The organism is Bacillus sp. JNUCC-21, from assembly GCF_041222765.1.
Lineage (GTDB): Bacteria > Bacillota > Bacilli > Bacillales > Bacillaceae > Bacillus > Bacillus velezensis.
In genome coordinates this window covers 2,916,945-2,931,163 of the sequence record NZ_CP166019.1, presented here as the reverse complement: position 1 = coordinate 2,931,163, position 14,219 = coordinate 2,916,945, and the positions used below count along the sequence as shown (strand labels likewise).

Annotated in this window: 19 protein-coding genes and 1 riboswitch; of the genes, 13 read left to right on the top strand and 6 right to left on the bottom strand. The window is 43.9% G+C overall.

The annotated features are described in order from the left end of the window. The first annotated feature begins 127 nt into the window (after positions 1-127). Positions 128-1,900, top strand: a complete 1,773-nt coding sequence (uvrC, locus tag JNUCC21_RS14780) for an excinuclease ABC subunit UvrC (RefSeq protein WP_369878277.1) — start codon at positions 128-130, stop codon at positions 1,898-1,900. Between the two features lie 61 nt (positions 1,901-1,961). Continuing rightward, positions 1,962-2,141, top strand: a riboswitch (Lysine riboswitch). A 125-nt stretch (positions 2,142-2,266) separates the two neighbouring features. Beyond that, complete coding sequence (locus JNUCC21_RS14775; RefSeq protein ID WP_025285071.1) at positions 2,267-3,496, top strand: aspartate kinase; 1,230 nt, start codon at positions 2,267-2,269, stop codon at positions 3,494-3,496. Positions 3,497-3,542: 46 nt separating this feature from the next. Here the strand turns inward: JNUCC21_RS14775 and JNUCC21_RS14770 are convergent, their stop codons facing one another. Next, positions 3,543-3,989 carry a YslB family protein gene (locus tag JNUCC21_RS14770; protein WP_063094611.1) on the bottom strand — a complete coding sequence of 149 codons (447 nt, stop codon included), beginning with the start codon at positions 3,987-3,989 and terminating at the stop codon, positions 3,543-3,545. A gap of 296 nt (positions 3,990-4,285) precedes the next feature. Here JNUCC21_RS14770 and sdhC point away from each other — a divergent pair, with 296 nt between their 5' ends. From sdhC to JNUCC21_RS14745, 5 genes are all read left to right on the top strand, one after another. Next, a complete protein-coding gene (gene sdhC, locus JNUCC21_RS14765; RefSeq protein WP_003152571.1) occupies positions 4,286-4,894 on the top strand; it encodes a succinate dehydrogenase cytochrome B558 in 609 nt (202 codons plus the stop codon). A 33-nt stretch (positions 4,895-4,927) separates the two neighbouring features. After that, on the top strand, positions 4,928-6,688 hold the full coding sequence (gene sdhA / locus JNUCC21_RS14760) for a succinate dehydrogenase flavoprotein subunit (RefSeq protein WP_003152573.1): 1,761 nt from the start codon (positions 4,928-4,930) through the stop codon (positions 6,686-6,688). Between the two features lie 2 nt (positions 6,689-6,690). Then, on the top strand, positions 6,691-7,449 hold the full coding sequence (sdhB, locus tag JNUCC21_RS14755; RefSeq protein WP_003152575.1) for a succinate dehydrogenase iron-sulfur subunit: 759 nt from the start codon (positions 6,691-6,693) through the stop codon (positions 7,447-7,449). A 59-nt stretch (positions 7,450-7,508) separates the two neighbouring features. Next, positions 7,509-7,946: a thioesterase family protein gene (locus JNUCC21_RS14750; RefSeq protein WP_012118126.1), complete on the top strand. Its 438-nt coding sequence runs from the start codon at positions 7,509-7,511 to the stop codon at positions 7,944-7,946. Between the two features lie 120 nt (positions 7,947-8,066). After that, a complete protein-coding gene (locus JNUCC21_RS14745) occupies positions 8,067-8,246 on the top strand; it encodes a LuxR C-terminal-related transcriptional regulator (RefSeq protein WP_016938666.1) in 180 nt (59 codons plus the stop codon). 142 nt (positions 8,247-8,388) lie between these two features. Here the strand turns inward: JNUCC21_RS14745 and JNUCC21_RS14740 are convergent, their stop codons facing one another. The 5 genes from JNUCC21_RS14740 to JNUCC21_RS14720 form a co-directional block, all read right to left on the bottom strand. Then, on the bottom strand, positions 8,389-8,607 hold the full coding sequence (locus JNUCC21_RS14740) for a helix-turn-helix domain-containing protein (protein WP_369878276.1): 219 nt from the start codon (positions 8,605-8,607) through the stop codon (positions 8,389-8,391). Between the two features lie 10 nt (positions 8,608-8,617). Beyond that, positions 8,618-9,097 carry a DUF2975 domain-containing protein gene (locus tag JNUCC21_RS14735; RefSeq protein WP_071347871.1) on the bottom strand — a complete coding sequence of 160 codons (480 nt, stop codon included), beginning with the start codon at positions 9,095-9,097 and terminating at the stop codon, positions 8,618-8,620. Positions 9,098-9,264: 167 nt separating this feature from the next. Continuing rightward, positions 9,265-9,741: an ImmA/IrrE family metallo-endopeptidase gene (locus tag JNUCC21_RS14730; protein WP_071347872.1), complete on the bottom strand. Its 477-nt coding sequence runs from the start codon at positions 9,739-9,741 to the stop codon at positions 9,265-9,267. A 143-nt stretch (positions 9,742-9,884) separates the two neighbouring features. After that, complete coding sequence (locus JNUCC21_RS14725; RefSeq protein ID WP_369878275.1) at positions 9,885-10,922, bottom strand: hypothetical protein; 1,038 nt, start codon at positions 10,920-10,922, stop codon at positions 9,885-9,887. Between the two features lie 442 nt (positions 10,923-11,364). Further along, positions 11,365-11,787: a helix-turn-helix domain-containing protein gene (locus JNUCC21_RS14720; RefSeq protein WP_369878274.1), complete on the bottom strand. Its 423-nt coding sequence runs from the start codon at positions 11,785-11,787 to the stop codon at positions 11,365-11,367. A gap of 144 nt (positions 11,788-11,931) precedes the next feature. Between JNUCC21_RS14720 and JNUCC21_RS14715 the strand changes: the two genes are divergently transcribed. From JNUCC21_RS14715 to JNUCC21_RS14690, 6 genes are all read left to right on the top strand, one after another. Next, positions 11,932-12,174 carry a helix-turn-helix transcriptional regulator gene (locus JNUCC21_RS14715; RefSeq protein WP_369878273.1) on the top strand — a complete coding sequence of 81 codons (243 nt, stop codon included), beginning with the start codon at positions 11,932-11,934 and terminating at the stop codon, positions 12,172-12,174. A gap of 54 nt (positions 12,175-12,228) precedes the next feature. Beyond that, the gene (locus JNUCC21_RS14710) at positions 12,229-12,354 is read left to right on the top strand and encodes a hypothetical protein (RefSeq protein ID WP_326365095.1); all 126 of its coding nucleotides are present in this window, start codon (positions 12,229-12,231) and stop codon (positions 12,352-12,354) included. Positions 12,355-12,419: 65 nt separating this feature from the next. After that, entirely contained in the window at positions 12,420-13,043 is a 624-nt protein-coding gene (locus JNUCC21_RS14705; protein WP_369878272.1) for a Bro-N domain-containing protein, read from the top strand. Between the two features lie 142 nt (positions 13,044-13,185). Beyond that, positions 13,186-13,758, top strand: a complete 573-nt coding sequence (locus tag JNUCC21_RS14700) for a helix-turn-helix domain-containing protein (protein ID WP_369878271.1) — start codon at positions 13,186-13,188, stop codon at positions 13,756-13,758. After that, the gene (locus JNUCC21_RS14695; RefSeq protein WP_369878270.1) at positions 13,755-14,012 is read left to right on the top strand and encodes a YqaH family protein; all 258 of its coding nucleotides are present in this window, start codon (positions 13,755-13,757) and stop codon (positions 14,010-14,012) included. Before JNUCC21_RS14700 ends, JNUCC21_RS14695 begins: the two co-directional genes overlap by 4 nt. Then, positions 14,009-14,212, top strand: coding sequence for a hypothetical protein (locus JNUCC21_RS14690; protein ID WP_369878269.1), 204 nt, complete (start codon positions 14,009-14,011; stop codon positions 14,210-14,212). The genes JNUCC21_RS14695 and JNUCC21_RS14690 overlap by 4 nt, the downstream gene beginning before the upstream one ends. The last annotated feature ends 7 nt before the right edge of the window (positions 14,213-14,219 follow it).

The following is a 14,219-nucleotide window of genomic DNA, read 5'->3' as shown; positions in this document are numbered from 1 at the left end:
TTACGGCAGGGCGATTCCTTTGAAGGGAATCGCCTTTTTTGATCTTCCAAAAGCTGAGAATGGAGAAAAACAAATGTTCGTGATACACTGAATGGACACGAGAAATGAATGTAAGGAAGGGTAACGTATGAATAAACAACTGAAAGAAAAACTGGCCCTCCTTCCCGATCAGCCGGGCTGTTATTTAATGAAAGACCGCCAAAAAACAGTCATCTACGTGGGGAAAGCGAAAGTCTTGAAAAACAGGGTGCGGTCTTATTTCACCGGTTCTCACGACGCAAAAACCCAACGGCTTGTGACGGAGATTGAGGACTTTGAATATATCGTGACTTCCTCCAATCTTGAAGCGCTTATTTTGGAAATGAATCTGATTAAAAAATACGATCCGAAATACAATGTCATGCTGAAAGATGATAAAACCTATCCCTTTATTAAAATCACCCATGAACGCCATCCGCGGCTGATTGTCACCCGGAATGTCAAAAAAGACAAAGGACGCTATTTCGGCCCGTATCCGAATGTGCAGGCGGCGCGGGAAACGAAAAAACTGCTGGACCGCCTTTACCCGCTCAGGAAATGCTCAAAGCTTCCGGACCGCGTCTGTCTCTATTATCATCTCGGACAATGCCTTGCTCCATGTGTAAAGGATATATCTGAGGAGACAAACCGCGAGATTGTTGAAGACATTACCCGTTTTTTAAAGGGAGGGCATAACGAAATCAAAAAAGAGCTCGAAGCGAAAATGGCAGAAGCGGCGGAAAAGCTTGAATTTGAACGGGCTAAAGAATTCCGCGATCAGCTTGCTCACATCGAATCGACGATGGAGAAGCAAAAAATGACCATGAATGACCTTCTGGACCGCGATGTGTTTGCATATGCCTACGATAAAGGCTGGATGTGCGTCCAAGTCTTTTTCATACGCCAAGGAAAACTGATCGAACGCGACGTCAGCATGTTTCCGATGTATCAGGAAGCGGATGAAGAATTTCTGACCTTCATCGGCCAGTTCTACTCTAAAAACAATCACTTTCTGCCTAAGGAAATTCTGGTGCCTGACAGCGTTGACAGGGACATGATCACCGAGCTGTTGGAAACCGCCGTGCATCAGCCGAAAAAAGGCCCGAAAAAAGAGCTGCTTTTGCTTGCGCACAAAAATGCGAAAATCGCTCTGCGGGAAAAATTCTCGTTAATCGAGCGGGATGAGGAACGGTCAATCGGTGCAGCCGAACGGCTCGGCGAAGCGCTGAATATTTATACGCCGCATCGGATTGAAGCGTTTGACAACTCCAATATTCAAGGCACAAACCCCGTATCGGCCATGATTGTCTTTATTGACGGAAAACCGAATAAAAAGGAATACCGCAAATATAAAATTAAAACCGTAACAGGGCCGGATGATTACGGCTCAATGAGGGAAGTCGTCAGAAGAAGGTACACGAGGGTGCTCCGCGAAAATCTTCCGCTGCCGGATTTAATCATCATTGACGGCGGAAAAGGGCAGATTAACGCGGCGCGCGACGTGCTTGAGAATGAGCTCGGCCTTGATGTCCCGGTAGCGGGATTGGCGAAAGATGATAAACACCGAACATCCAACCTTTTGATCGGCGACCCGCTTGAACCGGTGTTTCTGGAGCGGAACAGCCAAGAGTTTTACCTGCTTCAGCGCATTCAGGACGAAGTTCACCGTTTTGCGATCAGCTTTCACAGACAGATCCGGGGAAAAAGCGTCTTTCAATCCGTTCTGGACGATATCCCCGGAATCGGCGAAAAACGCAAAAAAATGCTCTTAAAACATTTCGGATCTGTCAAAAAGATGAAGGAAGCAAGCCTTGACGATCTCAAAAAAGCGGGTGTGCCGGCCGCGGCGGCCCAGCTGCTGTTTGAAAAATTAAAAAAATAGTATTGTGCTTTTCTGAAAAATCTGCTAGAATGTGAACTAATTTCATAAGATCGTGTTATATGGTGAAGATAGAGGTGCGAACTTCAATAGTAAGCCTTTGGAGAATGATGGATTCTGCGAAAAAGGCTGAAAGGGGAGTGTCGCCGAAGTGTATCACATCCCATCGGTGTGATTCGCTGGCCTTGCATTAAATAAATGTAAGGCTGTCAAGAATTCATTTTCTTGGAGGGCTATCTCGTTGTTCATAATCAATCGTAATGATATGAAAAAGCAATGAGAGCTATTCCTCTCATTGCTTTTTTTATTGTGGACAAAACGCTCTTTTCTCCTCACCCGCACGAACCAAAATGTAAAGGGTGGTCTAGTATGGGTCTTATCGTACAAAAATTCGGAGGCACTTCCGTCGGCTCTGCCGAAAAAATTCAAAATGCCGCAAATCGCGCCATTGCTGAAAAGCAAAAAGGCCATGATGTCGTAGTCGTCGTTTCGGCAATGGGAAAATCAACCGACGCGCTCGTTAACCTCGCGGCTGAAATCACATCTGAACCAAGCAGACGCGAGATGGATATGCTTTTGTCTACGGGAGAGCAGGTCACGATTTCGCTTTTGGCCATGGCGCTTCAGGAAAAAGGATATGACGCCGTCTCTTATACGGGCTGGCAGGCGGGTGTCCGCACGGAAGCCGTTCACGGCAATGCGAGAATTACGGATATTGATATCACGGCGATTCGTTCGCAGCTTGCAGAAGGCAGGATTACAGTCGTTGCCGGTTTTCAGGGCGTAACGGAAGACGGAGGCATCACGACGCTCGGACGGGGCGGTTCCGATACGACGGCGGTCGCTCTTGCCGCAGCGCTGGAAGCGGATAAATGCGACATTTATACAGATGTTCCGGGCGTATTTACGACAGATCCGCGGTATGTCCGGTCAGCGAGAAAACTGGCGGGAATTTCTTATGATGAAATGCTGGAGCTTGCAAATCTGGGAGCGGGTGTTCTTCACCCGCGGGCGGTTGAGTTCGCGAAAAACTACCAAGTGCCTTTAGAAGTGCGGTCTAGTACGGAACATGAAGCGGGAACATTAATTGAGGAGGAATCATCAATGGAGCAGAATTTAATCGTCAGAGGAATTGCATTTGAAGACCAGATCACGAGGGTGTCCGTTACAGGCCTTGCAAGCGGATTGACAACACTTTCAACAATCTTCACCGCGCTGGCAAAACGAAACATCAACGTTGACATTATTATTCAGACACAGTCGGACGATGGGGAAGCGGATATTTCTTTCTCAGTGAAAACGGAAGATGCCGCGCAAACGGTCGCCGTGCTTGAAGAATATAAAAACGCGCTTGACTATGAAAAAATTGAAACCGAAAGAAAACTGGCGAAAGTCTCTATTGTCGGGTCGGGCATGGTTTCAAATCCCGGCGTCGCCGCGGACATGTTTGCCGTACTGGCGGAAAAAAATGTACAAGTCAAAATGGTGAGCACATCTGAAATAAAAGTATCAGCGGTTGTCAGCGAAAATGATATGGTGAAAGCGGTCGAAGCGCTTCATGATGCGTTTGAGCTTTCTAAACAGCCGTCTGCCGTGTAAACGGGCAGGCAAAAAGGCGGGACTTGGAGTCACCGCCTTTTTTCAATTATACAGGGTCCTTCATATCCCATTTTACAGTCAGGACGACTTTATCCGCTCTCTTTTTTACCTGTTCATAAGATTCTGCAATCTGATCGTTCATCAATTGAATCTGTTCGGCTATAAAACCGGCTTCAAGCTGGAAACAAGGCTCTTTCTGATGTTTGAGCCTGCTGGATACAAGCGGTCCTTCCAGTTCAAATTCCAGTTCTTGTTTTTTTGATCCTGCGTTTGTCAAAGTTCCCCAGCCGGCTTTTTCAAAAAAGGCGGGGATTTCTTCCCACGATTGAAGAGGAAATTTGCGGGCGAGGCGTTTTCCCGCCCAATACATCATCGATGAATGCTCCGGGCCGAGGATATCCGGAAGCACGATTTCCCGGATTAATTCGTAGCCGTATGCGCTGACGCCGAGTTCAGTTAAAGGTTCTAAAGCTGCTTCATAATTATTCTTCATATTATGTATTCCCCTCTCTCCTTCGTTTATTATAGCTTAAACAGGGGGGAGGATTACAGGATGATCCTATAAAACACGCGAAAAAATGTGAGAAAGATATCGCAGGAAAATAAAATTTTCCCTCCAGATAATCAATTCCGAAAATTATAATTTATGTACACGTTTTCTTGACGCCCTTTTGAGGGAGGAGTAAAATGAAATTGTCAATAAATTTTAATAAAGTGCTTACAATTGAAACGAAGTGGGGGCAGAGATTTTAGTACATTTCGCACTTAAATCAAACAGGGGGTAAAGTAATGTCTGGGAACAGAGAGTTTTATTTTCGAAGATTGCATTCCTTGCTCGGTGTTATTCCGGTCGGCATCTTTTTGATCCAGCATTTAGTCGTCAACCAATTTGCCGCAAGGGGAGCGGATGCGTTTAACAAGGCGGCCGGCTTTATGGACAGTCTGCCGTTCAGGTATGCGTTAGAAATTTTTATTATTTTCTTACCTTTAATTTATCATGCGGTTTACGGTGTGTACATAGCATTTACTGCGAAAAACAACGCTGGCCACTACAGTTATTTCAGAAACTGGATGTTTGTGCTTCAGCGTGTCACTGGTATTCTCACCCTTATTTTCGTCAGCTGGCATGTGTGGCAGACGCGGATTGCCGCGCAGATGGGCGCTGAAGTCAACTTCGATATGATGGCGAATATTTTGAGCTCGCCGTTTATGCTCGGTTTTTACATTGTAGGCGTTTTATCGGTCATTTTTCACTTTTCAAACGGCTTATGGTCTTTTGCGGTCACATGGGGGATCACGGTCACGCCGCGTTCTCAAAGAATTTCGACTTACGTGACGCTGATTATATTTTTAGCGCTTTCATACGTAGGTTTAAAAGCGATTTTTGCGTTTGTGTAAGAGAACTAGATTACTAGAGGGAGAGGGGCTATCATGAGTCAATCAAGCATTATCGTAGTCGGCGGGGGTCTTGCCGGCCTCATGGCGACAATTAAAGCAGCGGAATCAGGCACGGCCGTTAAATTGTTTTCCATCGTTCCGGTCAAACGCTCTCACTCGGTCTGCGCGCAGGGCGGGATAAACGGAGCTGTCAACACAAAAGGGGAAGGAGACTCTCCGTTTGAGCATTTTGATGACACGGTATACGGAGGCGACTTTTTGGCAAACCAGCCTCCTGTAAAAGCGATGTGTGAAGCGGCGCCGTCCATTATCCACTTATTGGACCGCATGGGGGTTATGTTTAACAGAACGCCGGAAGGGCTCTTGGACTTCCGCCGTTTCGGGGGTACACAGCATCACAGAACCGCATACGCGGGAGCGACGACGGGTCAGCAGCTTCTTTACGCACTGGACGAGCAGGTGCGCAGATATGAAGTGGCGGGTCTCGTCACAAAATATGAAGGCTGGGAATTCCTCGGCGCCGTTCTTGACGATGAGCGCACGTGCCGCGGTATCGTAGCCCAAAATCTGACCAATATGCAAATCGAGTCATTCCGTTCTGACGCCGTTATTATGGCGACGGGAGGTCCCGGAATCGTATTCGGAAAATCAACAAACAGCATGATCAACACGGGATCTGCCGCATCAATCGTCTATCAGCAGGGCGCTTATTATGCAAACGGCGAATTTATCCAAATTCACCCGACAGCAATCCCGGGGGACGATAAACTGCGTCTGATGAGTGAATCGGCGCGCGGCGAGGGCGGAAGAGTCTGGACGTATAAAGACGGAAAACCTTGGTACTTCCTTGAGGAAAAATATCCGGCTTACGGAAACCTCGTGCCGCGGGATATTGCGACACGTGAAATCTTTGACGTGTGCGTGAATCAGAAACTCGGCATCAACGGAGAAAACATGGTGTATCTCGATCTGTCGCACAAAGATCCGAAAGAGCTTGACGTTAAGCTTGGCGGCATTATCGAAATCTATGAAAAATTCATGGGCGATGACCCGCGCAAGCTTCCGATGAAAATTTTCCCTGCCGTTCACTATTCAATGGGCGGACTGTGGGTTGATTATGATCAGATGACAAGCATCCGCGGACTGTTCGCAGCGGGTGAATGTGATTATTCAATGCACGGGGGAAACCGTTTAGGGGCGAACTCTCTGCTTTCCGCCATCTACGGAGGAATGGTGGCCGGACCGAATGCGGTGAAATATGTTTCCGGACTTGAAACATCAGCGGAAGACCTGTCTTCTTCATTATTTGATTCCTATGTGAAAAAAGAAGAAGAAAAATGGGCCGATATCATGAAGATGGACGGCGACGAAAATGCCTACGTGCTTCACCGTGAGCTCGGAGAATGGATGACGGCCAACGTCACGGTGGTCCGCCACAACGACAAGCTTTTGAAAACGGATGACAAGATCCAAGAGCTGATGGAACGCTTTAAGAAAATCAATATCAACGATACGACAAAATGGAGCAACCAAGGCGCGATGTTCACCCGCCAGTTCTCCAATATGCTTCAGCTTGCCAGAGTCATCACGCTCGGCGCATATAACCGAAATGAAAGCCGGGGAGCGCACTATAAACCGGATTTCCCTGAAAGAAATGACGATGAGTGGCTCAAAACGACGATGGCTAAACATGCCGGTCCGTTTGAAGCTCCGGAATTTGAATATCAGGATGTCGATGTATCACTGATTGCGCCCCGTAAACGCGACTACTCGAAGAAGAAGGTGGCGAAATAATCATGAGTGAGAAAAAGATACGGTTTATCATTACACGTCAGGATACGCCCGAAAGCGCGCCATACGATGAAGAATTCGAAATCAATTACCGCCCGAATCTGAACGTGATTTCCGCCCTGATGGAAATCCGCAGAAATCCCGTGAATGCAAAAGGAGAGAAAACCACTCCGGTCGCATGGGACATGAACTGTCTTGAAGAAGTATGCGGCGCCTGCTCCATGGTCATCAACGGGAGACCGCGCCAGTCATGTACGGCGCTGATTGATAAGCTGGAACAGCCGATCCGTCTGAAGCCGATGAAAACATTCCCGGTTGTCCGTGACCTTCAGGTTGACCGCAGCAGAATGTTTGATTCACTGAAAAAAGTGAAAGCATGGGTGCCGATTGACGGAACTTACGATTTGGGGCCGGGGCCGAGAATGCCGGAAAAACGCCGCCAGTGGGCATATGAATTATCTAAATGCATGACATGCGGCGTCTGCCTCGAAGCCTGCCCGAACGTCAACAGCAAGTCGAAATTCATGGGGCCTGCCCCGATGTCGCAAGTCCGTCTGTTTAACGCCCATCCTACGGGCGCGATGAACAAAGCAGAACGTTTAGAAGCGTTAATGACAGACGGCGGCCTCGGAGATTGCGGGAATTCACAAAACTGTGTTCAATCCTGCCCGAAAGGCATTCCGCTTACGACTTCAATCGCCGCTTTGAACAGAGATACCAATTTACAAGCATTCCGTAATTTCTTCGGAAGCGACAGAGTATAAGAAAGAGAAAAAGAGCCTCTTCCGCACGGGAGAGGTTTTTTTATAAGGAGCTGAAGGTGATGAAACAGCCGCAATATATTGATATCCCGTTTGAAGAATGGAGACAGTCGTTTTCTTTCTTTACTGAAGTATCGGTTCGTTTTTCAGAAACGGATATGTTCGGCCATATGAATAATGTAACCCCTTTCATCTATTTTGAAGAAGCGCGGATCGCTTATTTCAAACAGCGAGGCATAACGGCGCAAAACTCGGAAACGATGACGGTCGTCGCAAGCCAGCAGTGCGACTATATGCGTCAGGTGATGCCGTATGAAAATCTGCGGATTTATGTGAAAGCAAGCGCTGCCGGAAATGCGTCCGTCACCCTTCATTACCTTGGAGAAAATGAGTCGGGCCTGCCGTGCTTTACAGGTTCCGTCGTTATGGTTCAAGTGTCGAAGAAAAGCGGCAAAGCGGTCAGCTGGACGGAGCGGGAGAAAGGCATTCTGCTCGCCTGAACGGATAACTATTTCTCTAAGAGACGTCACCTCCGAAGCGCCCTTTACATATGATATCTTGACTATATAAACCCATTCGTTTCAGATTCGCTCTCACCTTAGCAAGGAGGGTTACAATACTTGAAGGAGAAAGATTTTCAATCAAAGCCGCTGCTGACCAAAAGAGAAAGAGAAGTATTCGAATTGCTCGTTCAAGACAAGACAACAAAGGAAATTGCAAGCGAGCTATTTATCAGTGAAAAAACTGTACGGAATCACATTTCAAATGAGATGCATACCTGTTGCAAACAAAGAGCCTGAAACTTATTATATTTAGGTAAGATAAGTGAAATTGTTGATATTAAAAGGACCACACATTTTAGATATGTCTAATATGAGTGGTCCAATTTTATTGTCTTCTTCAACTAAAGCATACCGTTAGTTAAATAAGCTTGTTGTATTTTTATTGAGTGGTCTTGTCGCTTTTATACTCTAAAACATCACCTGGCTGACAGTCCAAAGTTTTACATATCGCTTCTAATGTTGAAAAGCGAATCGCTTTTGCTTTTCCATTTTTTAGAATGGAGAGATTCGCCATAGTAATTCCAACCCTCTCCGAAAGCTCGGTTACGCTCATTTTTCTTTTTGCTAACATCACATCAATATTAATAATAATTGCCATATCTTCCACCTCAGACCGTTAAATCATTTTCTGATTTTATATTAATCGCTTCTTGTAAAAGTCTTTGAAGAACAGCAGCAAAAATGGCGATAACCAACGAAGCAAAAATGATGATGAGTCCCACGAATCCAATAGGAGGGTCGACTTTCTTCCCTATAAAATGAAAGAGTGGCAAACCAAATACATACCAAATACTTATTGTAATTGCACAGCATTTTATGTTCTTTAACGCCTTTACGGATAGTTCCGAGAATGCTGTGTTCTGGTCAATGTACCGCAAAAGGTTGAAAGCCTGATAGAGTGCAAAGTAAAAAGGCACAGCCGCCCCATACAACAGGATTAAAATGAGAGATTTCATATAAGCCAATTCTGGATACAAGTCTCCAGCAAAATCCCCGATTTTAGGAGCTGAAAATATACAAAATGCAAGAACGGGGATTCCGATAAGAATAACAGCTAACTTTAAAAAGAATGTCGTAGCTTTTTTCAAAAAAAGCACCTCACCTTGTTTTAATGATAAAATGACTTTAACACATTTTTTATCGCTTTACGATAAAATAATATCGTTTTTGATTATATTTTTATTGCTATGCACTTTTGATTTATATCCTCCAAGAAAGCAGACAAAAGTTCCTATCTATAATTTTAAGGCTCTTTTTATATGATCAGCCTGGCTTTGTTTAAGTACATATTTAAGCGGAGATAGGCAAATGATTCAGGCACTTTGAATAGGTCGGCAATGACCTGCGCCGCGAAGTATTGGTTATGAGGGATTTCAATTTGCCGAAGCATGAATGTAGGAATGCAGAAATGATATGCAAAATAATTCGCCTGACACTCTAAATATTCCTTCCAATAAATCGGCATGATCTTATCGTTATTTACATGTCTTAACTCGTGGCAGACCTCATGAGAAAAATCAAGCCATTGTTCTTTTCTGGACTTTCGTGAATCTAAAGAGATGGTGAACATTCCATTAAAGCGCAGCGCAAAACTTGTTACCGGATTGTATACGATTAAAATATCCAGCGCATGAGCGATATGATCAAAATTAATGTCATATGGATGGAGAATGTTTATTTCTCTATAAAGCCTTTCAATCCAATCTTCCAGATGACTTTGTGTGTATACCAAGATGAACGCCCCCTTAAATTGTGGAAATTAAAATGTGTACAATCTTCCTATGGTAAACGTGACTAAAAGCCTATTGAAAATTAAATTGCAAACGTATGTTCTATTTTAAGTGAAAAAGAAAAGCCCCCGCAAGAGGGCATTTTTTATTTTTCATCTTTTTTCTTCGCATCCTCAAAGCTAAGAATGTTGAAATCGATCCTTTTTTCTGTTCCGAGCTCATCAAATGTTTTGGAATCGGTCGGAGCCGGAATAACCATTTTTATATTTTTAATATCCTTTGATTTATCCTTTAAAACCCACCATGTCTGATCTTCTTTCTTTACTTTTCCTAAAAAGTCTCCGCCTACTTCGCCCATTAAGCCCATATCAGTCTCGACTTGTTCGCCTGTATTTGTTACGATGACAGATTGATTCGGATGGAATGTAATATCCTTTGAAGAAGTGTTTTCAGCCTTCAATTCCATTACAACTGATCGTACCTTGTCTTGATCATTAAAATAAAGGGACTTGGCGTCTTCCGTTGGCGTAATCTCCAACACTCTGACGCTTTCGATATACAGTTTCATATCACCCATTTTAACAGGCTTCAGCGGTGTGTCTTTTCCGTCAATACCTACTTCATCGCTATATCCGATGCCAATAGTCTTTACATGCCCTAATCCTTCAATATCGCCTTCGCCTGTTTTTTGGAATTTGTCTCTAATTGCAGCGTCTTTTTTTGCTTGCTCTTTTTTCTTATCGACTTTTTCCACTACAACGGCTTTGACTTTAGGCATGGACGTGCCTGATTCACGACCCTCGTATGTACCATAGATTTTCACAGTATCTTGCAGTTTGAATTTGTCAGAGCTTTTATTGCTGACAGTATAAGCCTCTGAACCATCACTGTTTTTGCTCACAGTGAACGCTACATTTTTTGAAACTGTCTTCCCGTCATCATCCACGTTATCTGCATATGTTACGTCACCTTCAATAACAATCTTGGTGCCCTTTTTTATTCCGGCGCTATTAACTTGAGCGTAATCATATGACTTTGCATCTTTTTTTAACTGTTCTTCTAAAGAAAGTGACTTTGTTTTGCTCGAAGAGTCATCCCCTTTAGAAGATGTTGAGTCAGAATTGCATGCAGCTAAAGAAAAACTTAATGTTAAAGCCCCAATACCTAACAACCATTTTTTCAAAGCAATTTTCCCCTTTTTGTAGAAATGAATACACTTTATTTATATCGGCAGAAGCCGAAATTTTTATTGTTTTCTCTGTATAAAAGCTGCAACTTTATCTCTATATAAGCGCTTTTCAATGCGATTTAATACCGTATTTTCCTCTGATTTTTTTGGTACAACTCTGGTATACCATTGGGACACGGGAGGGACACGATTGGGATACGGGATATTTCGCGAACCCTTGATAAACGTAGGTTTATACGCTTGTAATATTTAACATTGGGACACGGATTGGATTACATTAGTTTCCATTCGTTTTTGTTGGGTTTCTTCTATTAGATAACTAAATAACTCAAGATAACTAAAATAACAAAGACGTCGTTTTTTGATAAACAAAAGATCGGTTTATCAAGGTGATGAAATTATGTAATTATTTGTGTCACTACAGACCAAAAAAAAATCAACTTTCATCAGTTGGCTTGTCCGGCTTATATTTGTTGTTGCGAATATCCCCCGGCTTGCGGCCTGCCTCTAATTGCTGCGCAATTATCTTCTGTGCTGCTTTTAGGATCGAATCAGTGATCTTACCATCAGCAGCGGCAATTAATGTGTCAGGGTCCTCTAAAATCTTCCGAGCCTCATCTTCAAAAGCTTTCTTTTTCATTTCTCGGGGCTCGTCTCTAAGAAGGTAATCTGTTGTAACCTCATAATAATCAGCGAGCTTAATCAAGGTTTCGTAATCAGGCTGGCGCTTATCCTGTTCATACATAGCATAAGTTGTCCTGCCCACTCCTATATTTTTAGCCACTTCTTCTTGCTTAATTTCTCTATTAAGTACTAAGCTCTTTGACTTGCGGAGTTCTTTTAATCGCACACCAAGCATAATAAACGCTCCTTTCCTGATTATTATAACGTCACAGATTGTGACAAATAAACTTTATTTCGCAAAACGTGTAATCAACACTTTACAAGTCACGATATGTGTATTATTATATGGATACACGATGTGTGACACGGAGGTGATTAAGTGAGAAATAAAAATAAACGTCACTGGTTACAAAAGATTAGACAAGAAGCCGAATTGACACAAAAAGAAGTTGCAGAAAAAGCAAATATCGCTCGGACAACATATGCAATGATTGAATCCGGAGCGCGTAACCCAACACCGCTAGTTGCAAAAGGAATTGCAGGCGTGCTTAATTTCAGCTGGATATATTTTTTTGAGGATGAGTGTCACGAATTGTGTATTTCAAAAACATATTCTGCTTAATTCCTTGGGTAGTCCATCTGTCCAACATGAATACACTGTCGTGAGGTGAGTGCAATGGCTAAACAAACAAAGACTAAAACAACAAACATCAAAATCGGCAAAGAGTATTACGGAACAATGGACAGAGAAGAATGCTTCCGTAAAGCTCTGGAACCGTATTTCACTTCTAAAAAGACTTGAAGTTAAACGCGTAAAATTTCAGCTTCACCTTTTTTTGGTGGACAAGCAAAGGAGGCCATAACAACATGAATCAACTACAAAACTTCTCCCATCAGCAGTTTGGTGAACTGTCAATCATTCGAATTAACAACAAAGACTATTTCGGCGCAACTGAAGTGGCTGAGGCACTCGGCTACGCAAATCCACATGATGCCATATCAAAACATTGCTTGGAGAGTGGGGTCGCGTTTCACGAGGTCACCGATTCAATGGATCGGACACAACAGAAAAAATTTATCACCGAAGGAAATTTGTATCGGCTAATTGTGAAATCAAGGCTTCCCGCCGCAACTCAGTTCGAATCATGGGTGTTTGATGACGTGTTACCAACATTACGCCAAACAGGCCAGTACGGCGGCCCAAGAGTTTTATCTGAAGATGAACAGCGAATCGAATCGCTGAAACTCACTTTAGCAACAGCAGAACAACAACGAAAAATGCAAAATGTGTTGTCCGATCATGAAAAACAGCTTGATGAGCTCAGTCAAAAAGTGGACGAGCAAATCACATTGGATTCCGGAGAACAGCGCCGTTTTCAAAAAGTAGTCGCGCGCCGGGTTTATAGCATTACGGAAGGTAAGACAGAAGCGGCCAGGCTTTTCAGAGAAATACACCGTGAGATAAAAGACCGGTTCGGCGTTGCAAGCTAGAAAGACATAAAGCGCCGGGAGCTGTTATCCGCAATCAAATATATAGAAAATTGGATTCCTCGAAAGGTTTCCTAAAGCCTTTCAAGTTCCTTCATTAATTAAATTTTAACATCGAAAACTAAATATATCAGGGGGCGAACATATGTCGAACAATCCATACAATATGGACAATTTATCCACCCTTCTTAAAATTGAGCGGCAAAGGGCCAAGCTGTCACAGTACCAGATGGGGAAGATCATTGGAAAAAGAAATCAATCGTTTATTTCCAACGTTGAGAACGGTGTTTTTCCTTTAACACCTGAATTGTGTATCAAGTGGTTTGAAGCGTGCGGCGCATACGAACATATTGATCTCGTACATTACCTTTTCCGGCTGCATCCGACAGCGGCAGCGCCAATTGATCCAGCACTAAACGAGAGCGCCAGTGCGGCGGTAATTAATATGGTTCACCAGCTTGAAGAAGCATTGCAAGCAACACAGCATCTAGCGCGCTGGCTGGCAAATGATAGACCGGGCCGACAGGCGGAGGAACTGCCAATGGCTGATATTAAACAGATTTTTGATCTGATTCCTGCAAACAAAACGCTGATATATTCGCTGGCCCGTAGTCATGGCCTGAACATGAAGGACCTGGCTGACAGGTGGACGCGCAAAGCGCTAATGAGTCAGGTTGCAATGGCAAAACAAGAGGGAAGGCAGGCGGTTCTGGTATGAAAATCAATCAGTTTCTTAAATCGGATGTAGATTCAGCAAAAAGAAAAATTCAGTCAGCGGAAGAGCTCTCTATTATGCTTTCGGAGGCGTTACGGGATGGCGATTACGAAGAAGCTATCAGTCTGGCAGGAAGCATCAAGGTTATTACAGAGGATATCAGCCGACTGGCGAATAAAGGGCAGCTGTATGACACAGCAGTAAAAATGCAACAGCGTGGAATTAATTTGACAGTGATAAGAAGGTGTTTGGGATGAACGTTGAAAATCCGATGGTTCTTAACAACTGGCATGACAAGCTGACTGAGCCGGAAATGCAAAAGGATTTCTTTGGGGATGAAGTAACGGCTTTCGATGATTACGTGATAGATAGTGCTGAAGGGGAAGTCATCTTGCGGGAAAACCTTGAGCGGTACTTGAAGGAGCATCTTGGTTTTGAATTTAAAAATGAGCAATAAAAAAGCC

Excerpts from the sequence above, each read along its gene's own strand:
- uvrC (WP_369878277.1), top strand. The coding sequence starts at position 128 with ATGAATAAACAACTGAAAGAAAAACTGGCCCTCCTTCCCGATCAGCCG.
- JNUCC21_RS14775 (WP_025285071.1), top strand. The coding sequence starts at position 2,267 with ATGGGTCTTATCGTACAAAAATTCGGAGGCACTTCCGTCGGCTCTGCC.
- JNUCC21_RS14770 (WP_063094611.1), bottom strand. The coding sequence starts at position 3,989 with ATGAAGAATAATTATGAAGCAGCTTTAGAACCTTTAACTGAACTCGGC.
- sdhC (WP_003152571.1), top strand. The coding sequence starts at position 4,286 with ATGTCTGGGAACAGAGAGTTTTATTTTCGAAGATTGCATTCCTTGCTC.
- sdhA (WP_003152573.1), top strand. The coding sequence starts at position 4,928 with ATGAGTCAATCAAGCATTATCGTAGTCGGCGGGGGTCTTGCCGGCCTC.
- sdhB (WP_003152575.1), top strand. The coding sequence starts at position 6,691 with ATGAGTGAGAAAAAGATACGGTTTATCATTACACGTCAGGATACGCCC.
- JNUCC21_RS14750 (WP_012118126.1), top strand. The coding sequence starts at position 7,509 with ATGAAACAGCCGCAATATATTGATATCCCGTTTGAAGAATGGAGACAG.
- JNUCC21_RS14740 (WP_369878276.1), bottom strand. The coding sequence starts at position 8,607 with ATGGCAATTATTATTAATATTGATGTGATGTTAGCAAAAAGAAAAATG.
- JNUCC21_RS14720 (WP_369878274.1), bottom strand. The coding sequence starts at position 11,787 with ATGCTTGGTGTGCGATTAAAAGAACTCCGCAAGTCAAAGAGCTTAGTA.
- JNUCC21_RS14710 (WP_326365095.1), top strand. The coding sequence starts at position 12,229 with ATGGCTAAACAAACAAAGACTAAAACAACAAACATCAAAATCGGCAAA.
- JNUCC21_RS14705 (WP_369878272.1), top strand. The coding sequence starts at position 12,420 with ATGAATCAACTACAAAACTTCTCCCATCAGCAGTTTGGTGAACTGTCA.
- JNUCC21_RS14700 (WP_369878271.1), top strand. The coding sequence starts at position 13,186 with ATGTCGAACAATCCATACAATATGGACAATTTATCCACCCTTCTTAAA.
- JNUCC21_RS14695 (WP_369878270.1), top strand. The coding sequence starts at position 13,755 with ATGAAAATCAATCAGTTTCTTAAATCGGATGTAGATTCAGCAAAAAGA.
- JNUCC21_RS14690 (WP_369878269.1), top strand. The coding sequence starts at position 14,009 with ATGAACGTTGAAAATCCGATGGTTCTTAACAACTGGCATGACAAGCTG.